17 protein-coding genes and 1 tRNA gene are annotated in these 19,380 nt (G+C 72.4%); 9 read left to right on the forward strand and 9 right to left on the reverse strand.

From position 1 onward, the window contains the following. Positions 1-27: 27 nt before the first annotated feature. From NH2_RS25945 to NH2_RS25955, 3 genes are all read left to right on the forward strand, one after another. Entirely contained in the window at positions 28-2,205 is a 2,178-nt protein-coding gene (locus NH2_RS25945; protein WP_067660162.1) for an ATP-dependent DNA helicase UvrD2, read from the forward strand. A gap of 134 nt (positions 2,206-2,339) precedes the next feature. Further along, positions 2,340-2,675 carry a hypothetical protein gene (locus tag NH2_RS25950; protein WP_067659841.1) on the forward strand — a complete coding sequence of 112 codons (336 nt, stop codon included), beginning with the start codon at positions 2,340-2,342 and terminating at the stop codon, positions 2,673-2,675. Positions 2,676-2,811: 136 nt separating this feature from the next. Further along, entirely contained in the window at positions 2,812-3,132 is a 321-nt protein-coding gene (locus tag NH2_RS25955) for a WhiB family transcriptional regulator (RefSeq protein ID WP_084505914.1), read from the forward strand. An 87-nt stretch (positions 3,133-3,219) separates the two neighbouring features. Here NH2_RS25955 and NH2_RS25960 read toward each other — a convergent pair whose 3' ends face one another. From NH2_RS25960 to NH2_RS25970, 3 genes are all read right to left on the reverse strand, one after another. Next, positions 3,220-4,575 carry an ABC1 kinase family protein gene (locus NH2_RS25960; RefSeq protein WP_067659844.1) on the reverse strand — a complete coding sequence of 452 codons (1,356 nt, stop codon included), beginning with the start codon at positions 4,573-4,575 and terminating at the stop codon, positions 3,220-3,222. 130 nt (positions 4,576-4,705) lie between these two features. After that, positions 4,706-5,566, reverse strand: coding sequence for a hypothetical protein (locus tag NH2_RS25965; RefSeq protein WP_067659847.1), 861 nt, complete (start codon positions 5,564-5,566; stop codon positions 4,706-4,708). Positions 5,567-5,655: 89 nt separating this feature from the next. Beyond that, entirely contained in the window at positions 5,656-7,173 is a 1,518-nt protein-coding gene (locus tag NH2_RS25970) for a zinc-dependent metalloprotease (RefSeq protein ID WP_067659850.1), read from the reverse strand. A 118-nt stretch (positions 7,174-7,291) separates the two neighbouring features. On the opposite strand from NH2_RS25970, the gene NH2_RS25975 reads away from it, so the two are divergent. Further along, positions 7,292-8,317 carry a YlbL family protein gene (locus NH2_RS25975; RefSeq protein ID WP_067660169.1) on the forward strand — a complete coding sequence of 342 codons (1,026 nt, stop codon included), beginning with the start codon at positions 7,292-7,294 and terminating at the stop codon, positions 8,315-8,317. A gap of 117 nt (positions 8,318-8,434) precedes the next feature. Here the strand turns inward: NH2_RS25975 and NH2_RS25980 are convergent, their stop codons facing one another. Then, positions 8,435-9,022, reverse strand: a complete 588-nt coding sequence (locus NH2_RS25980) for a PPA1309 family protein (RefSeq protein ID WP_439951789.1) — start codon at positions 9,020-9,022, stop codon at positions 8,435-8,437. A gap of 121 nt (positions 9,023-9,143) precedes the next feature. Here NH2_RS25980 and NH2_RS25985 point away from each other — a divergent pair, with 121 nt between their 5' ends. Further along, entirely contained in the window at positions 9,144-12,116 is a 2,973-nt protein-coding gene (locus NH2_RS25985; RefSeq protein WP_067659856.1) for a UPF0182 family protein, read from the forward strand. Between the two features lie 177 nt (positions 12,117-12,293). On the opposite strand, the gene NH2_RS25990 is transcribed toward NH2_RS25985, so the two are convergent. Continuing rightward, positions 12,294-12,845, reverse strand: a complete 552-nt coding sequence (locus tag NH2_RS25990) for a transglycosylase family protein (RefSeq protein ID WP_067659859.1) — start codon at positions 12,843-12,845, stop codon at positions 12,294-12,296. Positions 12,846-13,273: 428 nt separating this feature from the next. Between NH2_RS25990 and NH2_RS25995 the strand changes: the two genes are divergently transcribed. Beyond that, positions 13,274-13,347, forward strand: a tRNA-Met gene (locus NH2_RS25995). Between the two features lie 52 nt (positions 13,348-13,399). Here NH2_RS25995 and NH2_RS29340 read toward each other — a convergent pair. Further along, positions 13,400-13,567, reverse strand: a complete 168-nt coding sequence (locus NH2_RS29340) for a hypothetical protein (protein ID WP_169811538.1) — start codon at positions 13,565-13,567, stop codon at positions 13,400-13,402. Positions 13,568-13,686: 119 nt separating this feature from the next. On the opposite strand from NH2_RS29340, the gene NH2_RS26000 reads away from it, so the two are divergent. Then, positions 13,687-14,256, forward strand: coding sequence for a hypothetical protein (locus NH2_RS26000; protein WP_084505898.1), 570 nt, complete (start codon positions 13,687-13,689; stop codon positions 14,254-14,256). A gap of 203 nt (positions 14,257-14,459) precedes the next feature. Here NH2_RS26000 and NH2_RS26005 read toward each other — a convergent pair whose 3' ends face one another. Beyond that, positions 14,460-14,858 carry a hypothetical protein gene (locus NH2_RS26005; RefSeq protein WP_245650766.1) on the reverse strand — a complete coding sequence of 133 codons (399 nt, stop codon included), beginning with the start codon at positions 14,856-14,858 and terminating at the stop codon, positions 14,460-14,462. A gap of 120 nt (positions 14,859-14,978) precedes the next feature. Between NH2_RS26005 and NH2_RS26010 the strand changes: the two genes are divergently transcribed. Continuing rightward, positions 14,979-15,965, forward strand: a complete 987-nt coding sequence (locus NH2_RS26010) for an AurF N-oxygenase family protein (protein WP_067659866.1) — start codon at positions 14,979-14,981, stop codon at positions 15,963-15,965. A gap of 89 nt (positions 15,966-16,054) precedes the next feature. Here NH2_RS26010 and NH2_RS26015 read toward each other — a convergent pair whose 3' ends face one another. Then, on the reverse strand, positions 16,055-16,840 hold the full coding sequence (locus NH2_RS26015) for a nuclear transport factor 2 family protein (RefSeq protein ID WP_067659869.1): 786 nt from the start codon (positions 16,838-16,840) through the stop codon (positions 16,055-16,057). Positions 16,841-16,924: 84 nt separating this feature from the next. On the opposite strand from NH2_RS26015, the gene NH2_RS26020 reads away from it, so the two are divergent. Continuing rightward, positions 16,925-18,280: a TIGR01777 family oxidoreductase gene (locus NH2_RS26020; RefSeq protein WP_067659872.1), complete on the forward strand. Its 1,356-nt coding sequence runs from the start codon at positions 16,925-16,927 to the stop codon at positions 18,278-18,280. A gap of 118 nt (positions 18,281-18,398) precedes the next feature. On the opposite strand, the gene NH2_RS26025 is transcribed toward NH2_RS26020, so the two are convergent. After that, the gene (locus NH2_RS26025) at positions 18,399-19,241 is read right to left on the reverse strand and encodes a MerR family transcriptional regulator (RefSeq protein ID WP_067660175.1); all 843 of its coding nucleotides are present in this window, start codon (positions 19,239-19,241) and stop codon (positions 18,399-18,401) included. Between the last annotated feature and the right edge of the window lie 139 nt (positions 19,242-19,380).

A 19,380-nucleotide genomic window follows, 5' to 3' on the forward strand; every position in this document is an offset into this window, starting at 1 on the left:
CGGGACCTGTCGGCGCGCACTGCCATGATGGGAGCCGTGCCGCCCTTCGATCCCGCCGCGCTCGACCCCGAGCAGGCCGCCGCCGTGCGCGCGCCGCGCGGGCCGCTGTGCGTGCTCGCGGGTGCGGGCACCGGCAAGACCAGGACCATCACCTACCGGATCGCGCACCTGGTCTCGGCCGGGCACGTCAAGGCCGACCAGGTGCTCGCGGTCACCTTCACCGCCCGCGCGGCGGGTGAGCTGCGCGGGCGGCTGCGCGGGCTCGGGCTCGGCGGCGACGCGGGCCGGGTGCAGGCCCGCACCTTCCACGCCGCCGCGCTGCGCCAGCTGCGCTACTTCTGGCCGCAGATCGTCGGCGATGTGCCGTGGCGGCTCGTCGACAACAAGTTCCCGCTGGTCGCCAGGGCCGCACACGCCGAGGGGCTGCCCTCGGACACCGAGAGCGTGCGCGACCTGCTGAGCGAGATCGAGTGGGCGAAGGCCTCGCTCATCGCCCCGGAGGACTACCCGGCCGCGGTGGCCGAGCGCCGCCGCGACACCCCGCGCGAGGCACTCCGGGTGGCGAGGGTCTACGACGCCTACGAGACCGCCAAGTCCTCCGCCGACGGCATGCTGCTCGACTTCGACGACCTGCTGCTGCACACCGCCGCCGCGCTGGAGGACTACCCGGCGGTGGCCGACGAGTTCCGCGAGCGCTACCGCAGCTTCGTCGTGGACGAGTACCAGGACGTCACCCCGCTGCAGCAGCGGGTGCTCGACGCCTGGCTCGGCGAGCGCGACGACCTCACCGTGGTCGGCGACGCCAACCAGACCATCTACTCCTTCACCGGGGCGAGCCCGCGCTACCTGCTCGACTTCTCCCGGCGCTTCCCGGAGGCGACCGTGGTCCGGCTGGAGCGCGACTACCGGTCGAGCCCGCAGGTGGTGTCGCTGGCGAACCGGGTGATCGGCGCCGCCCGCGGCCGGATCGCGGGGACCAGACTCCAGCTGATCGGCCAGCGGGCGGACGGCCCGGAGCCGGTCTTCGCCGAGTACGACGACGCCCCCGCCGAGGCCGCCGCGGTGGCGAAGGAGATCGAACGGCTGCTCGCGGCGGGTACCGCGGCCGCCGAGATCGCGGTGCTCTTCCGGATCAATGCCCAGTCCGAGGCGTACGAGGAGGCGCTCGGCGCGCTGGGCATCCCCTACCAGGTGCGCGGCGGCGAGGCGTTCTTCGCCAGGGCCGAGATCAAGCAGGGCGTCTCGGCGCTGCGCCGGGCCGCCGAGCGCGACGACCTGCCGGACGCGGCGCGCCGCGGCGCCGCGCTGGCCACGCTCACCCGCGCTGCGCTGGCCCCGCTCGGGCTCACCGCCGAGGAGCCCGCGGGCGCGGGCGCGCGGGAGCGCTGGTCCGGGCTCTCGGCGCTGGCCGGGCTGGTCGACGAGCTGGTCGCGCACGACCCCGAGCTGGACGCGGCCGGGCTGCTGCGCGAGCTGGCGGCCCGCTCCGAGGCCAGGCACCCGCCGACCGTGCAGGGCGTCACACTGGCCTCGCTGCACGCCGCCAAGGGGCTGGAGTGGGACGCCGTCTTCCTGGTCGGGCTCACCGACGGCACGCTGCCCATCGGCCACGTGCTCGGCGACGACGGCTCGGTGGCCGACCAGCACCAGCTGGAGGAGGAGCGCAGGCTGCTCTACGTCGGCGTCACTCGCGCCCGCGAACACCTGCGGCTCTCCTGGGCGCTGGCCCGCGGCGCGGGCGGCAGGCGCAACCGCCGCCGCTCCCGCTTCCTCGCCGGCCTGGTCCCGGACGACTCCCCGGCCTCGCGGATCGCCGCCGCGGCCGAGCCCGTCCGCTCGACCGAGCGGCCGCTCTGCCGGGTCTGCGCCAAGCCGCTGATCGGCACCTACGCCACCATGCTCGGCCGCTGCAGGCGCTGCCCGGCCGAACTCGACAAGGAGCTGCTCGCCGCGCTGCACGACTGGCGAGGGGAGAAGGCCGAGGCCATGCGGGTGCGCGAGTTCACCGTCTTCACCGATCTCACGCTCACCGCCATCGCCGAGCAGCTGCCCGCCGACGACGCGGCGCTGGCGAGCATCGCCGGTGTCGGCGCGGGCAAACTCGAGCAGTACGGCGCCGACGTGCTCGCGATCGTGCGCTCGCGGCGGCGCACTACCACTCCCGCCGATCCCGCGAATGCCCCTGAAACTGCAGGTAGAAAATAGGTTGTGGCGTTATGGTGCGCCCGCCTATGGTGGATGAGCGCGCAACGGGAGGTCTCTCCCGCGCGCACTGGCCGGGCTCGCGCCCGGTGAACACGGAACACGACAACCGACGAGTACAGGAGGGAGGCAGACAAGTGGACAACATCACGATCTTCGGCAGCACCGGCGTCGGCACCGCACCGCGCGGCGGCGAAACCGTGCGCGTCGACGGCGCGATGGGCAAAGCCATGTCGGCCTCCCGGGGGATCCTCGCCGTGCAGGGGATCGGTCTGTCCGGTGTCGGCGGTGGCAATGCGCAGGTCTGCACTACGCACGGCCTGCGGCTGCCCGTTTACGCCATTTCGCAGGACAAGCCCAGCGCCGGCTGGCCGTTCGCATTCGCCGATGAGTTCGGCGATGCGGCAGCCCGCCTCCGCAACGCACACCCAGCGTCCGTGATCAGGATTCGACAGAGATGTCGACCTAGGTAGGGAATTCTCCCCGACCTCCTGGCCACGGAGCGCACAGCGCGAAATCGTGGCCAGTATTCTCCGGCTCCTTCAGCCGCAGTGGCACCGGTTTCGCACCGAACATCCGAACCGCTGCAACGAGCTGAAGGAGAACGACGTGTTCACCGCCCAGGAATGGCCGCAGGCCGCTACTGACGTGACATGCCGGACCGTGGCCAAGTCCCCGCGCGCCTGCGCGGTGTCCGCCCTGCCCTGCCGAGCCGGCGACCCCGACCTGTGGTTCGCCGAGAGCCCGGTCCAGCTGGAAGAGGCCAAGGCGCTGTGCGCCAGCTGCCCGATCCGGAAGCGCTGCCTGAGCGCCGCCATCGACCGGCGCGAGCCGTGGGGTGTCTGGGGTGGCGAGATCTTCGATCAGGGGGTCGTGATCGCCCGCAAGCGGCCGCGTGGCCGGCCGCGTAAGGTCGCGATCCCGGCATGAGAGCCGGCTTTCCGACTGTCCGCCGACGAACCGCTCACCGTTTTCCGGTGGGCGGTTCGTTGGTTTCCGGGGTCGGCGCCGCGCGGGTCAGTGCAGCGCGGATTCCTCGGTGAAGCCGGGCATCCACTCCCGCGCCAGCTGCATGAAGGGCAGCTCGGCGTCGAGCTGGGCCAGGATGCCGATCGAGCCGCCGAGCACCCGGAAGATCATCACGTACTCCGGCGGAAGTTGCAGTGCCCGCGCGGTTTTCATCTCCGCGCTGGAGATGTTCGACGCCTTGCCCGCCACCCGCTGCATCCAGCGCCGGGTGAAATGGAACGAGTCGGACTCGATCGGGTCGGTGAAGGGGCGCAGGTAATCGGCGATCTCCTGGTGGGTCACGGTGCGGCCGGGGATCACCCAGCCGTTGTCGTACATGAGCGCGGTCAGCTCCTCGTACCGCTCGGCCACCGAGAGCGCCAGCATTCGGCCGAGCTCCGGCGGGAAGCCGTTCGGCAGCGGGGCGCAGGCGCCGAAGTCGATCACCGCGAGCCTGCCGTCCGGCAGCATCATGAAGTTGCCCGGGTGCGGATCGGCGTGCAGCAGCCCGGCCCGCGCCGGTGAGGAGAAGTGGAAGGTGCCGAGCAGCGCCGCGACCCGGTTGCGCAGCTCGATCGTGCCCGCCGGATCCTCGTCGCCCGCCCGGATGATGCCGGAGAGCGGGGTACCGGTAACCCACTCGGTCACGATCACCTTGGGCGAACCCGCGACAACTTTCGGGATCACGTAGTCGGCGTGGCCGGCGAATGCCTTCGCGAAGGCGCGCTGGTGCGCGGCCTCGTTCCGGTAGTCCAGCTCCTCCTCGGTGCGCTCGGTGATCTCGGCGAGCACCGGCTTGACGTCCGCGCCGGGGATGACCGAGGCGAAGAGCCCGGACATCCGGGAGAGCGTCTTCAGATCCGCACGCAGCGCCTCGTCGGCGCCGGGGTACTGCACCTTCACCGCGACCCGGCGGCCGTCCGACCAGACCGCGCGGTGCACCTGCCCGATGCTCGCCGACGCCGTCGGCTCGTCGTCGAACTCGCTGAACCGCTCCCGCCAGCGGGTGCCGAGCTGCTGGTCGAGTACCCGGTGCACGGTGGCGGTCGGCATCGGCGGGGCCGCGGCCTGGAGCTTGGTCAGCGCCTCGCGGTAGTGCTCGCCGAACTCCTCCGGCACCGCCGCCTCCATGACGCTCAGCGCCTGACCGAACTTCATGGCGCCGCCCTTGAGCTCGCCGAGCACCGAGAACAGCTGCTCGGCGGCCTTCTGGTTCAGATCGGCGCTGATCTCGGTGCGATCCCCGCCCACCAGCCGCCTGCCGAACCCGACGGCAGCGCGACCCGCGATCCCGAGTGGAATCTTGGCTAACTTCGCGTTGCGGGATGAGCTGCGGCGCGCAATGTCGGACACAGTTCCCATCATGGCCGAAACCGCCCCGGCCGTGCCATGAAAATCAATGGTCTGTGCGCCACACTCGCCGGCCGGGCCCGGCTCGGCCTGCTTCCCGCCGCGCTGGTCCGGGCGGGTGTCCGTGGGCGGCCGTCCGGCGGCCTCATGCGGCCGGGCCCGCCGCCAGCAGCCTGCACCCGCAGTCCGGGTGCGCGGGCCAGCGCCTGCTGTGTACGGCGTGCGAGTCGGGGTCCGGCTCCAGGATCGCGTCCAGCGTCTGCGGCTCGCGGCTCGCGGAACATGCGAAGATCGCCTCCAGCTCGGTGAGCGCGAGCGCGCTGGTCCGCGCGACCATGGCCGGCGAGGCCGCGCCCACCCGGTTCAGCAGCTGCGCGGCCAGGTGCGGCCACTCCGCGTCGCCGCCGCTGCGGGTCAGGTCGGCGCAGCGCAGGCAGCTGGTGGCGCCGGGCAGCACCAGCGGTCCGACCACGCCGCGGCCGTCCCGGATCCGGATCGGCAGGTGCGCGATCCTGGCCAGCACCAGCTCGGCGCCGAGCCGCGGGTCGACGACCAGGGTGTCGGTGAGGAGCACCAGGTCCTCGCGCCAGCGCCGCACCTCGCCGCGGCGGTAGCCGCCGGGCGAGCGGGCCGGGGCGAACCCCTCGGCGCGCAGCCACTCCAGTACCCGGTCGGTGAGCGGGCCGCGGCCGTGCACCCGCACCGCGCGGATCGGGGCGGGGCCGTCGGCGGGCGGGACCAGCAGCCCGGCGGCCGCCACCGCGTCCAGCACGGCGTTCGCCTGCTCCGGCGCGAGCCCGAGCTCACCGGCTCGCCAGAGCACCTGGGGCCTGGTCTGCAACCCGTCCAGCCCGCGCAGGAAGCGCTCGACGACGGCCGGGTCGAGCCCGGGCGGGCGGAGCACGACGGCGCGCTCCGGATCCCAGCCGAGCTGAACGGCCCCGGAGGGGCGGACCAGGATGGCGACCCCCGGCTGCAGCAGGGGCCCTCGCGGTGGTGGCGTCATACCGAGCAGTATTGCCACCCGCGCACCGCGCCCCGGCCGGGCGAGCGCGAGTTATCCACAGGATCGCCCCTGTTCACAGGGGCATTCGCTCAGGACTTGCCGGAGCCGTCGCCCTCGTCCGGCTCGGCCTGCGATTCCGCCTGCTCCCTGCGCTCGCGCTCCTCGGTAGCGGCGAGTTGCGCGAGCGGGTCGTCGAAGCTGGAGGCGGTGCCGCCGAGCACGCCGTCGATGAAACCGGCCGGGTTGTCCAGATCGTCCGAGCCGGGCAGCAGGTCCGGGTGCGCCCAGACCCCGTCGCGGGCATCGAGCCCGGCGTCGTCGGTGAGCCGCCGCCAGAGCGCCGCGGCCTCGCGCAGCTTGCGCGGCCGCAGCTCCAGCCCAACCAGGGTGGCGAAGGTCTGCTCGGCCGGGCCGCCGGTGGCGCGCCTGCGCCGCAGCGTTTCGGCGAGCGCGCCCGCGCCGGGCAGCCGATCGCCGAGCGCCGCGGCCACCACCACCTGCACCCAGCCCTCGATCAGGGCGAGCAGCGTCTCCAACCGCTCCAGCGCCTGCTTCTGCTCCGGCGTCGTCTGCGGCTCGAAGGCGCCCGCGGCCAGGATCTCCTCCAGCTTCGACGGATCGGCCAGCGACATCGGGTCCAGGTTCTGCGCGGCCTCCTCGAGCGCGGAGAAATCCATCCTGATGCCGCGCGCGTAGCTCTCCACCGCGCCGAGCACCTGCTGGCGCAGCCACGGCACGTGCGCGAAGAGCCGCTGGTGCGCGGCCTCGCGGGCGGCGAGGAAGACCAGGATCTCGCTCTCCGGCTGCTCCAGCCCGCTGCTGAACTCGGCGACGGCGGCGGGCAGCAGCGCGGCGGTGCCGTCCGGGCCGAGCGGGAGTCCGATATCGGTGGAGGTCAGCACCTCCTTGGCCAGTTGGCCGAGCGCCTGGCCCAGCTGCGAGCCGAAGGCCATGCCGCCCATCTGGGTCATCATGCCGAGCAGCGGCCCGGCGAACTGCTTGGCCTCCTCCGGCAGCTGGCTGCTCCACATGCCGCCGAGCTGCTCGGCGACCGGATCGCAGAGCCGCTGCCAGGTGGGCAGCGTCTGCTCGATCCACTCGGTCGCGGTCCAGGCGACGGTGCGGCTCGCGCCCGCGGGCAGCGTGGTGGCGCCGTCCAGCCAGAGTTCGGCCAGGTGCGCGGCGTCCGCGACGGCCTTGCGCTGCTGCTCGGAGACCGGGGTGCCCGCGGTGCCGAGCTGCTGGCGGGCCAGCCGCTTGGCGACGTCGTAGTTCACCGGGCCGGAGCCGCCGCCCGCCTGCGTGCCGACGCCGCTGAACATCTGCCCCAGCTGGGTGAACATCTGCCCGAGCTGCGACGGGTCGAAGCCGGGGCCCGCACCCTGCGCGCCCGCCCCGGCCGGGCCCGCGCCGCCGAAGAGGAAGCCGAACGGATTGCCCGCGCCGCCGCCGAAGGGGTTGCCCGCGCCGCCGGGCGCATCGCCCTTGTCACCGGACGGATTGCTGCCCCTGTCACCGGAAGGATTGCCGCCGCCCGCACCGGGCTCGTCGCCGCGCCGTTCCCTGTCGTCGTCGCGGTTCGAGAAGCCGAACGGGATGTCACTCATACCCCCAACGGTACGCGGAACCCCGCCCACCTCTGTGTTCGCGCAGCGCGAAACCATTGCGGACACCGCGGCGGGCCGGTGCCACGCCGCGCGCGGCCCGCTCATTACTGTGGTCCGGGTGAATCGCCGCATCCTCACCCTGCTGGCCGCGCTCGTCCCGGTGCTCGTGCTCGGGCTGGCGGGCAGCGTCTTCACGGTGCCGTTCGTCGCGCTCGGCCCCGGCCCCACCTTCAACACCCTCGGTGAGGTGGACGGCAAGCAGGTGGTGGATGTGCAGGGCGCCGAGGTGGACCCGACCACGGGCAACCTGAACATGACCACCGTCTCGGTGCGCGACCGGCTCAATATCTTCGAGGCGTTGGGCTTCTGGCTCAGCGGCGAGCACGGCCTGGTCCCGCGCGCCGAGGTGTACCCGCCCGGGGTGCCGCGCGAGGAGATCGACCGCTCCAACCAGCAGGAGTTCGAGAACTCCGAGGCCTCGGCCGAGGTGGCGGCGCTGCGTTTCCTGAACCTGCCCACCGTGGTGCTGGTCGGCGAGGTGGTCGAAGAGGGGCCCGCCAATGGCGTACTGCGGGCGGGCGACGAGATCGTCAGCATCGATGGCGCGCCGATCACCGCCCCCAAGGGAGTGGTGGACGCGGTCTCCGCGCGCAAGCCCGGTGACGTACTGAGCCTGGTGGTGCGCCGGGAGGCCGCCGAGCAGACGCTTTCGGTCACGCTCGGCGCGCGGCCCGACGACGCCGCCAAGGGGTACCTCGGCATCACTCCGACCGAGGGTGCGCGCCCGCCTCTGCAGGTGACCTTCAATCTCGCCGATATCGGCGGCCCCTCCGCGGGGCTCATGTTCAGCCTCGCGCTGATCGACAAGCTCTCGCCCGGCGAGCTGGACAACGGGCGCTTCGTCGCCGGTACTGGGACGATCGACCAGGAGGGCGCGGTCGGGCCGATCGGCGGCATCCAGTACAAGATGATGGCCGCGCGCGACGAGGGCGCCGAGACCTTCCTGGTTCCGGCGGCCAACTGCGCCGAGGCGCGGCAGCGCACCCCCGAGGGGCTGCGGCTGGTCAAGGTCGAGACGCTGACCGGCGCGGTCCAGTCGCTCGCCGACATCGGCGCGGGCCGGGACACGCCGAACTGCGGCTGATCCGGGCCGCCGAGGGCGGCGGGACCGTGCGCCGAGTCCCCGGTCACGCCGCGCCCGCCCGGCGGTCGGGGGCCGCGCACGCGCGATTCGGCCCGGCCGCGACGTTCGGCGACGCCCTCAGTCCAGGGTGTGCCGGAGCGCCTCGACCACGTTCGGCGCCAGCCCGGGGTAGGTGCGCAGGTCGAGGTCGCCGAAGTCGTCGGTCTCCGCGTCCTCGTCCGGGCGCACCTGGAGCAGGCAGAGCGACGCCCCGCCGCGCAGCACCGCGGCGAAGAGCCTGGCCTCCCGCCGCCCCGGGTGCTCGGCGGCGGCGGTGCGCGCCGCCGCGTCCGCCGCCTCCGGGTCGGCGAGCAGCGGCGCCAGCGCGTCGTCCAGCGCGGTCTCGGCGTCCGGCGGGAGCACCACGATCTCCTGCACCAGCAGGCAGCCGTGCACCGCGGGCGGCCAGGTGGTGGTCGCCAGGAACTCGTCGAGCGCCCACGACCCGCCGGTGATGTCCTCCGGGAAGGGCTCCTGCGCGACCGGCGTGTACTCGGCGCCCTGGTCGAGCTGATCCACCAGCCCCGGCTCGGCCGCGACGAGGTCGCCGGTCGGTACCAGCGCGAAGATCTGCGGCGGTCGGCCCCAGCCCTCGGCGTCGACGAATTCGGCGACCTCCCGGACGGAGCGGGCAAGGGCGAGTTCGGCGTGCAGGTCAGCGGTCACGTCGCACATCCTGTCAAATTCGCCCCTGGCACCGGCACGGTGTCCGATTTCCGTAGAGTGGGCTCGGGCGGTCCGGCAACGGCCCGCCCACCGATATCCCCGGACCCTGGAGCGTGGCATCGTGGGCATGCGGCCCCCCACCGGCTTACCATCGCTGTCCCGACGCAGCCGCGTGCTGCTGGTGGCGGCCGTCGTGCTCGCGGCCCTGCTGCTGCTCGGGCCGCGGCTGGTCGACACCTATACCAACTGGCTGTGGTTCGGGGAGGTGGGCTACCGGGGTGTCTTCCTGACCGTGCTGCGCAGCAGGCTGCTGCTCTTCGCCGCGGTGGCGATCTTCGTCGGGCTCGCGGTCTGGCTGGCGCTGCTGCTCGCCTACCGCTCGCGGCCGGTCTTCATCCCGGTCGCCGGGCCGAACGACCCGATCGCGCGGTACCGCACCACGGTGATGAGCAGGCTGCGGCTCTTCGGCATCGGCATCCCGGTGCTGCTCGGGCTGCTCTCCGGGCTGGTCGCGCAGTCGAACTGGGTGACCCTGCAGCTCTTCCTGAACGGCGGCTCGTTCGGCACCGAGGACCCGCAGTTCCACATCGACGTCGGCTTCTACGTCTTCGACCTGCCGTTCTACCGGATGGTGCTGAACTGGCTCTTCGTCGCCGTCGTCATCGCCTTCTTCGCGAACCTGGTGACGCACTACATCTTCGGCGGGCTGCGGCTGAGCGGCCGCGAGGGCACGCTCACCACCGCCGCCCGGGTGCAGCTCGCGCTGCTGGCCGGGATCTTCGTGCTGCTCAAGGCGGTAGCGTACTGGTTCGACCGGTACGAGCTGCTCTCCAGCGCCAGGAAGGAGCCGACCTTCTTCGGCGGCTCGTTCACCGATATCAACGCGGTGCTCCCGGCCAAACTCATCCTGCTCGCCATCGCGGTGATCTGCGCGATCGCCTTCTTCGCCGGGGTGGTGCTGCGCGACCTGCGGGTGCCCGCCATGGCGGCGGCGCTGCTCGTGCTCTCCTCGATCCTGGTCGGTTCGGTGTACCCGCTGCTGGTCGAGCAGTTCTCGGTGCGCCCGAACGCGGCGGACAAGGAGAGCGAGTACATCGAGCGGAATATCGACGCCACCCGCAGGGCGTACGGCATCACTCCCGACAAGATCGATTACCAGGACTACAAGGGCGACGGCACCAAGAACCCGGTCGACGTGCCCGCCGATGTCGAGACCATCCAGAAGATCCGGCTGCTCGACCCGAACATCCTCTCCCGCACCTTCACCCAGCAGAAGCAGCTGAAGAACTTCTACGGCTTCCGCGACCCGCTGGACATCGACCGCTACACCATCGACGGCGAGGTGCAGGATTACATCGTCGGCGCGCGCGAGCTCACCCCGAGCAGCCTGACCGGCAACCAGACGGACTGGATCAACCGGCACACCGTCTACACGCACGGCGACGGCTTCGTCGCGGCCCCGGCGAACCGGGTCAACCGCCCGCCCGCCCAGGACGCGGCCGCCGCGGGCAGCACCGACACCGGCTACCCCGAGTACACCGTGACCAGCGACCTGGCCACGCCGAAGGATAACCAGCTGATCGAGGTCGATCAGCCGCGTATCTACTACGGCGAGCTCATCTCGCAGACCGACGCCGACTACGCCATCGTCGGTCAGGTGGACGGCCAGGGCCCGCGCGAGTACGACAGCGATATCGCCCAGTTCACCTACGACGGCGCGGGCGGCGTCCCGATCGGCAACTGGTTCGACCGGCTGGCCTTCGCCACCAAGTACGCCGAGCGGAACATCCTGCTCTCCGGCGCCATCGGCCCGGACTCCAAGATCATCTTCAACCGCAATCCGCGGGAGCGGGTGGAGAAGGTGGCGCCCTGGCTGACCGCCGACGGCGATATCTACCCGACCGTGGTGGACGGCCGGATCAAGTGGATCGTCGACGCGTACACCACGCTGGACTCCTACCCCTACTCGCAGCGCACCTCGCTGGAGGGCGCGGTCGAGGACAGCATCGATCAGAAGACCGGTCGCATGCTGCCGCGCGAGGAGGTCAGCTACATCCGCAACTCGGTGAAGGCCACCGTGGACGCCTACGACGGCACCGTCACGCTCTACGAGGTGGACGCAGGAGATCCCGTGCTGCAGGCCTGGCGCGGCGTCTTCCCCGGCGTGGTCAAGCCGGAGAGCGAGATCAGCCCGGAGCTGCGCGCGCACTTCCGCTACCCGGCCGACCTGTTCAAGGTGCAGCGCGAGATGCTCGCCAAGTACCACGTGAACGACCCGCGCGAGTTCTTCACCAACAACGCCTTCTGGTCGGTGCCTGCCGACCCGACGGTGGAGGGCAGCACCGGCGCGCTCCCGCCCTACTACATGCTCATGGGCGACCCGGAGACGGGGCAGCCGGTGTTCAACCTGACCAGCGCGATGGTCGGTTACAACCGGCAGTTCCTCTCGGCCTACATCTCGGTGCGCTCGGACCCGGTGGACTACGGCAAGTTCACCATCCTGCGGCTGCCCACCGACTCGCAGACCCAGGGTCCGCAGCAGACGCAGAACTCGATGACGACCTTCCCGCCGGTGTCCAGCGACCGCACGCTGCTGGCGTCGAACAACATCAAGTACGGCAATCTGCTCACCCTGCCGATCGCCCAGGGCGGCATTCTCTACGTGGAGCCGCTCTACACCGAGCCGCGCAACGCGCCGCCGTCGGCGACCTTCCCGCAGCTGGCCAAGGTGCTGGTCAGCTACAAGGAGCCGGGCTCGAACAGCCCCAAGGTCGGGTACGCCTCCACGCTGGAGGAGGCGCTGAACCAGATCCTGCCCGGCGTGGGCGGGGTGGCGACCAAGCCGGGCGCCGCCGCGCCGAACACCGGCAGCGGCGCGACGCCACCGGCGCAGGGCGGCACGCCGCCCCCGGCGACGAACGGCACCGCGCCGCCGCCCGCATCGACGGCGGCCCGCGATGCCGCCGCGGCGGATCTGAACCGTCGGATCGAGGCGGCGCGCACCGCCATGCGGACCGGGAACTTCGAGGAGTTCGGCAGGGCGCTGGATGATCTCGAGGCCGCGGTCAAGGCGTATCAGGACGCCAACCGCTGACCGGAACGGCAAGGGCCCCCGTCACCAGGTGACGGGGGCCCTTGCCGTAAGCATCACGTTCGCGGCCCCGTCTCGCCGGTCGGCGCTCGAAGCGCATTCGGCGCAGCCGCGAGTCTCGAGCGCCGAGCCGCGAGACCCCGAAGGGGCCGCGAGCCCGCCCGGCGGAGCCGGGCCGGATTACCTGCCGATGCTGTCGATCAGGCCCGAGTTCTGCTCGAGGAGGGCCTGGAAGGGGCCCTCCAGGCCGTACTGCTTGGCCAGATCGCCACCGGCGGTCTTGGCCTGCTCGACCAGCGCGGCGGGGCTGCCGGGGGCGGGCTCGGGAGCCGCGGGCTCGGGGGCGGGGGCCGGCTCCGGCTCGGCGGCGGGCTCGACATCGCTGGAGGTGCCCTGGGTCAGGTACTTGCCGCAGGTCGGCCAGGCGCCGACGCCCTGGTTGGCGAGCACGTTCTCGGCCACCCGGATCTGCTCCGCCTTGCTGGCGGTGTGCGCGGAGCCCGCGCCGCCGTGCGCGTTCCAGGTGCTCTGCGAGAACTGCAGGCCACCGTAGTAGCCGTTACCGGTGTTGATGCTCCAGTTGCCGCCGCTCTCGCACTGGGCGACGCCGTCCCAGTTATGGGTGGCGGCCGACGCGGTTCCGGTGGCGAGACCGAACGGGACGGCAACGAGGGCGCCGGTGACGGCGGCGAAGCCGAGGGCGCGGGTGCTGAACTTCCGGTTTCGAGACATGTGGTTTCCCTCCCCGCGCCCACCGCCGCGCCGTTCGCACGTATCCCTGCCCCCAGGAAGTCGGGGTGACACGGCCGCGGGGCAGGGTTGCCGGTGTTCGGCGATCCGTGTTCTGGCCCAGCGCAGGTGCCCCGGGCCGGATCCGACGGTAACGGCAAATCTCGGTGAGATCACGCCTCGGTAACGATGAGTTGCGAGAGGTTTCGTTCGCAAGCGTCCGGCGAACGCGCAGGTGAATTCGGCGATTTCCGCATTCGAATACCTGCCCGTGATGGTGCTGTTATGTGTCGGAGATCACCGCGAAATAGCGATCCGGCCCACGTTTCCGGGCGGCCTCGGCCGGCCTACGCGCGGTTGCGGCACATCCGCGCAGGTAGCGGGGCGATTTGCATTGGCGGCGCACCCGTGTGTAATGTTGTGTTCACCGACGCGGGGTGGAGCAGCTCGGTAGCTCGCTGGGCTCATAACCCAGAGGTCGCAGGTTCAAATCCTGTCCCCGCTACTAGTGGGAGCAGCCCCCGGAGAATTTCTCCGGGGGCTGTTTTCGTCTCCGGTTACTCTGCGGCGGATTCGCCGTCTTCGTCCCGGCGCGGCGTGGTCAGCCGTACGACGCCGGAGTCCAGGTCCAGCTCGACGGCGGGCCGGTGCGACTGGCCGTCACCGGACTGGCCGGATTCGTCCTGCAGCTTGCCGCCGGGGAACATCTCGCCTATGACACCCATGCCTCGACCATAACCGCGTCGGCCGAACGGCTGTCGCCCGAACAGTAGATATCGGACATCGAGCCGCGGTGGAAGTCTGTTCCCGGAGAAGAACAGACGGCTTCGCGGAGGGAAAAGTCTTGGTTGGGAACGGTATTCGACGGGTCGCGGCGGTCGGTGCGCTGGCGGCGCTGGTGACGGCGGGCGGTGCCGCCGGGGTGTCGGCACAGCCGTCGGGGAGCGCGGGGATCGACACCGGCAGCGCGGGCGGGGTCATCGACACCGGGAGCGGGATCCTGAACAGCGGGAGCGGGGTGCTGGACAGCGGGAGTGCGGTGCTGGACGGGCTGGGGTTGGGGCTCGGGCTGCCGGACACCGGGTCCGGGGGCGGGGGCGGTGTGCAGACGCAGCAGTGCAACCAGTCGACCCAGTCCGGCAACGACGGGATCACCACGACGCGGCACGAGCTGGGGCGCCGCGGCCCGACGTCTTTCGTGCTGGCCTACGAGACGTACTACGTCCCCGACCTCATCGAGGTCTTCTACGAGGGCTCGCTCGTGCGCAGCACCGGCTGGGTCGGCGACGAGACGAACGAGGGCACTGGATCGGTTCTGGTCACGCTGCCGCCGGGTGCTGCGAGCTCGGTGACCGTGCGAGTCACCGGTGGGTACCAGACCGACTGGGACTACGTGGTCAACTGCCCGCGGTGACCCATCTCGCAAACCGCCCGGCCCCCGGAATCCCACCGGCGGCCGGGCGTTTGCGTCCGGCGGCGAACCGGCCACATCCGTGCCACCTGCAGCGCGCCGCTCGATCCGCGCTTCGTCGACTCGGCGGTGCTCGCCGGCGGCCGACCCTCGGCGAGTTCGCGCGGGCCGGCGCGACCGCGGGCGCGCGGCTCGGGCGGGACGCTTCAGCCGAGGTCGCGCGGGCGCAGTGCGTAGGCGGGGACCAGCTGGTCGCGCACGTGCAGCGGCGAACGGCCGTCGGCGTAGCGGACGGTGTAGGAGACCCGGCCCAGCCAGAAGCCGTCCACCGTCGGCACCCAGTGTGTGAGGGTGCCCGCGCATTCGCCGCTCATCTCCACCCCGGCCCCGTTCACGTGCTTCGGGGTGCCGGGGTCGCGGATCAGCAGGGCGTCCAGCCGCACCCAGACCGGGCGCGGCGGGTAGGTCGCGGTGCGGTAGTAATGCCCGGTTGCGCTGGGGAAACGCAGCTCGGGGCCGGTGCCCTCGGTGCGCGGTACCGGCCGCGCGCGCGAGCTGGTTCGGTCGGGTCCGGCCGCTGGCAGCTCGTCATCCGTCGAACTCATGTTCGAATACTAGCCCATCCAGCAAACCGTTCGGTATCTCCATGGAGAGGTTTACTGATACCGTGAGTTTCGCTAAATTGGAGGTGCGGCGGATCACACCGCGAACGTGAGGAGACACCGATGACGCTGTCCACTTCATCCCAGGCCGACGCCTACCGCGACATGGTGCGCACGCTCTCCGAGGGCTCGGTGCACCGCAAGTTCGATCCCTACCTGGATATCGACTGGGACTCGCCCGAGCTCGCCATCGACCCCGACGATCCGCGCTGGATCCTCATTCCGGAGCTGGACCCGCTCGGCGCCACCGCCTGGTACCGGGGCCTGCCGCGGGAGCGGCAGATCGAGATCGGCAAATGGCGGATGGCGAACGCCATCAAGGTCGGCGCGGCGTTCGAGAGCGTCCTGATCCGCGGCATGATGCAGTACGCCATGAAGCTGCCGAACGGCGCGCCGGAGTTCCGCTACTGCATGCACGAGATGACCGAGGAGTGCAACCACATCCAGATGTTCCAGGAGCTGGTGAACCGGATCGGGGTGGATGTGCCCGGCATGCGGCCCCTCTTCCGGCGGCTCTCCCCGCTGATCGGCGTGGCGGGCGGGTACGCGCACGTCGTGCTCTTCATCGGCATCCTCGGTGGCGAGGAGCCGATCGACCACTACCAGAAGGCGCTGATCCGGCGCGGCGCCGATCTGCCGCCCGCGGTGCTGCGCACCATGGAGATCCACATCGCCGAGGAGGCGCGGCACATCTCCTTCGCCAACGAGTTCCTGAAGGCGAAGGTGCCGAAACTGGGGCCGGTCACCACCGCCGTCTGCGCGCTCGCCTTCCCGCTCGCCATGCGCTGGCTGGCCGGCGAGATCATGGTGCCGCCGCGCTCCTTCGCCCGCGAGTTCGATATTCCGGACGAGGTGTTCCGTGAGGCGTTCTGGCGATCGCCGCGGGCCACGGCAATTCTGGCCGGGTACTTCACCGATGTCCGCGCGCTGGCCGACGACCTCGGGCTCATGACACCGGTCACCCGCCGCCTCTGGCGCGCGCTCGGTATCGACGGCGCGCGCGCCCGGTACCGCTCCGAGCCTGTACGCTCCCGGCGCGCTGTCGCCTGACCTGTTCGGGGTGCCGCGGCCCGCCGCCCGCCGGTTGCGGTCGGCTCGTTCGCCCTGATCCGGGAGCGACCCGGGGCCGGATCGGTCGGTCACTCCTCGGCGACGAGCCGGAGCTTCGTAACCCGCGGACCGGCGAACTCGGCGATGGCAACGGCCGGGCGGTCGCCCAGCCGGACCGAGGCAGTCACGGTGCGTCCCGCGGCGAGCACCTTGGAGACCGTGGCCCCGCGCAGGTACGCGGCGAATTCGCCGGGCCGCACCCGGCCGGTGGGCAACTCCAGCGCCACCCCGGCCAGCTCCGCGACCGCCCCGTCGGCGGCGGCGCGCAGCACCCGCTCCGCGCGCGCCCGCCCGCGGCCCCCGACCCCGCGCACGGCGCCGAGCATGCCGAGCGCGCCACCGGGGCCGAGGTGCCGGAGCAGCTGCCCGCCGAGCAGCGTGCCCGCGCCGAGCCCGGGCAGCCCGGTGCCGAGCAACTGCCGCACCATCGGCGCGAACTCCCAGTGCGCGGCGAGCTGCGCGATGCGCCACGAGTCCTCGCGCCACACCAGGTCGTAGCGCAGGTGCATGGGCACCCGGACGGTGGCGCCGGTGGCCATCCGGATGGTGATGGCGAGGTCGCGCAGCACGGTCCGGCCGGTGACGATATCGGCGTCCGGCTGGAAGGTGATGGTGTTCGGCGCGATGAAGGTGTCGTGGAAGCGGCCGATCGCCGCGAGCCCGACGTGCGGGCGCGAGCCGACCGGGTCCTCGACCACCGCCTCCGGCGTGAAGAGCGCGAGCCACCCGGCCCGGTCCTTCGCCGCCACCGCGGCGGGGGAGGCCAGCACGGCGGCGAGCAGGTCGTCGCGGGCGAGGGCGGGATCCGGTGCCATCCGGCAATTCTAGAACGTGTTGCAATTCTCGGCGGAACGATGCGGGAACGTTTCGCCGGGCCATTCCGCGGCTACTGTCGGACCATGGGAATCGAGTCGAGCGCCGTCGTCCCGGCGCCGCGTTCCGAGGTCTTCGCGTGGTACGGCAGGCCGGGCGCGTTCGCCCGGCTCACCCCGCCGTGGCAGCCCGTCACGCTGGCCGCGGAGGCGGAGTCGCTGCGCGACGGCACCGCGGTGCTGCGGCTGCCGGGCGGGTTGCGCTGGGTCGCGCGGCACCGGGCCGCGGAGTACGACCCGCCGCGCCGCTTCGTCGACGAGATCGCGGTGGACGGCATCGCCTCGGCCCCGGCCGGGACGGTGCTGCGCTGGCGGCACGTGCACGACTTCGAGGAGGTCGACGCCGGCCACACGCGGGTGGTCGACCGGGTCGAGAGCACCGTGCCCGAGCTCGCGCTGCGCGCCATGTTCGACTACCGGTACCGCCAGCTCACCGGCGATCTCGCCGCGCACGCCGCGGCGGCCGGGCACGGGTACCGGCCGGGCACCGTCGCGGTGACCGGCGCCTCCGGGCTGGTCGGCTCGGCGGTCGCGGCCTTCCTGAGCACCGGCGGGCACCGGGTGCTCCGGCTGGTCAGGCACGCGCCGCGGACGCCGGACGAGCGGCGGTGGCAGCCGGACGACCCCGCCCCCGACCTGCTGGACGGCGTCGACGCGGTGGTGCACCTGGCGGGCGCCTCGATCGCGGGCCGCTTCACCGCGGCGCACCGGGAGGCGGTGGCGGGCAGCCGGATCGGGCCGACGCGGAAGCTGGCCGAGGTCGCCGTCCGGGCAGGCGTGCGCGACTTCGTCAGCGCCTCCGCCATCGGCTTCTACGGCTACGACCGCGGTGACGAGACGCTCACCGAGGACTCCGGCCGCGGCGACGGCTTCCTCGCCGACGTGGTGGCGGACTGGGAGGCCGAGCTGCGCCCGGCGACCGAAGCGGGGGTGCGCACGGTCGCGGTGCGCACCGGGATCGTGCAGTCGCCCGCGGGCGGGACGCTGAAGCTGCTGCGGCCGCTCTTCAGCGCCGGTCTCGGGGGCCGGATCGGCGACGGCAGGCAGTGGTTCTCCTGGATCGGCATCGACGACCTGGTCGACGTCTACCACCGCGCGCTCTGGGACGAGAGCCTGCGCGGCCCGGTCAATGCCGTCGCGCCGGAGCCGGTGTGCAATGCCGAGTACACGAAGGTGCTGGCGCGGGTGCTGCATCGCCCGGCGCTGCTCCCGGTGCCGAAGTTCGGCCCCGCGCTGCTGCTCGGCGAGCAGGGGGCGCGCGAGGTCGCGGCGGCGAGTCAGCGGGTGGAGCCGACGCGGCTGCACGCCGCGGGACACCGGTTCCGCGACCCCGGCCTGGATTCCGCGCTGCGCCACGTCCTCGGTCGCACCCCGCGCGGCTGAGGCCGGCCACCTGCTCGTCACGGCCGCGCGCAGCCCGAGCCGGTACCGAGTCGGCGGCCGCCCGCGCGCCGTGGGCTGCGTCGGCGCGCGTACTACCCGGCCGCGGAGGCGCTGCCGCTCAGCGCAGCCGGGCTACGGCGTCGGCCAGGCTGCCGACCCGCCGCGCGCCGTCGGGCAGGATCACCGACTCCCAGCCGGGCCCGCCCGCGAGGACCCGCGCCCCGGCTTCGACGCAGGTCAGCACGGCCGAGGTGAGCGCGGTCGGCTCCTGCTGGGACCAGAGCAGCACCGCCTTCGCCCCGGTGCCGCGGCCGAGGGTGTCGGCCAGCGCGGAGGTCGGCACGTTCGCGCCGAGCATGTGCGCCCCCACCCCCTGCTCGGCGAGTGCGGCGCGCAGCACCTCCAGCGGCAGCGTGTGCGTCTCGCCGCCGGTGCAGGCCAGCACCACCGCGATCCGCCCCGAGGCGGGCGGCGGGCAGCAGCGGTGCAGCACCGAGGTGATGCTCCAGGAGAGCATGTGCTCGACGTCGATGCAGCGCTCCCCGCCCAGCTGGCGCGCGACGATATCGGCGAAGGCCGGGCGGCACACCAGGTCCCAGGTGTCGACCACGCCGAAGGCGCGGACGTGCGCCTCCACGATCGCGGCCACCGTCGTGGTGTCCAGCGCGAAGGCGGCCGCGAGCAGCCCGGTGCGATCGCCGCGGAGCGGAGCAGGGCCGCGCACGGCCGCGGCGGCCCCCGCCGGGCTCGCCCCCTCCTTGATCAGCGTGAGCATCCGCCCGAGCTGGGCGATATCGGCCTCGGAGTAGAGCCGGTGCTTGCCCGGCCGCTCCTGCGCGGGGCCGATGTCGTAGCGGCGGGTCCAGCTGCGTAACGTCGCGGTGGGGATCCCGAGGCGGTCGGCCACCGCGCGGACGGTGTAGCCGGCCGTCTCGGTGCTTGGGGTGGAACCGGCTGGCATGAGGTCATTCTGCCCGCTGTGGGCGATCCCCGTCATCGGTCCTCCGCTCGGTGGGCTGGGTAGCGCGGTGCGTCCTGGGTATCCGACGGGCGGGCCGTCCGATCCGGGCCACGCCCGTCCAGGGAATGAATCGATTATG

The organism is Nocardia harenae NBRC 108248, from assembly GCF_001612885.1.
In the GTDB taxonomy this organism is placed as follows: domain Bacteria; phylum Actinomycetota; class Actinomycetes; order Mycobacteriales; family Mycobacteriaceae; genus Nocardia; species Nocardia harenae.

Coding starts and splice junctions, on each gene's coding strand:
- NH2_RS25945 (WP_067660162.1), top strand. CDS start 28: ATGGGAGCCGTGCCGCCCTTCGATCCCGCCGCGCTCGACCCCGAGCAG.
- NH2_RS25960 (WP_067659844.1), bottom strand. CDS start 4,575: ATGATGGGAACTGTGTCCGACATTGCGCGCCGCAGCTCATCCCGCAAC.
- NH2_RS25965 (WP_067659847.1), bottom strand. CDS start 5,566: ATGACGCCACCACCGCGAGGGCCCCTGCTGCAGCCGGGGGTCGCCATC.
- NH2_RS25970 (WP_067659850.1), bottom strand. CDS start 7,173: ATGAGTGACATCCCGTTCGGCTTCTCGAACCGCGACGACGACAGGGAA.
- NH2_RS25990 (WP_067659859.1), bottom strand. CDS start 12,845: ATGTCTCGAAACCGGAAGTTCAGCACCCGCGCCCTCGGCTTCGCCGCC.
- NH2_RS29340 (WP_169811538.1), bottom strand. CDS start 13,567: ATGGGTGTCATAGGCGAGATGTTCCCCGGCGGCAAGCTGCAGGACGAA.
- NH2_RS26005 (WP_245650766.1), bottom strand. CDS start 14,858: ATGAGTTCGACGGATGACGAGCTGCCAGCGGCCGGACCCGACCGAACC.
- NH2_RS26010 (WP_067659866.1), top strand. CDS start 14,979: ATGACGCTGTCCACTTCATCCCAGGCCGACGCCTACCGCGACATGGTG.
- NH2_RS26015 (WP_067659869.1), bottom strand. CDS start 16,840: ATGGCACCGGATCCCGCCCTCGCCCGCGACGACCTGCTCGCCGCCGTG.
- NH2_RS26020 (WP_067659872.1), top strand. CDS start 16,925: ATGGGAATCGAGTCGAGCGCCGTCGTCCCGGCGCCGCGTTCCGAGGTC.
- NH2_RS26025 (WP_067660175.1), bottom strand. CDS start 19,241: ATGCCAGCCGGTTCCACCCCAAGCACCGAGACGGCCGGCTACACCGTC.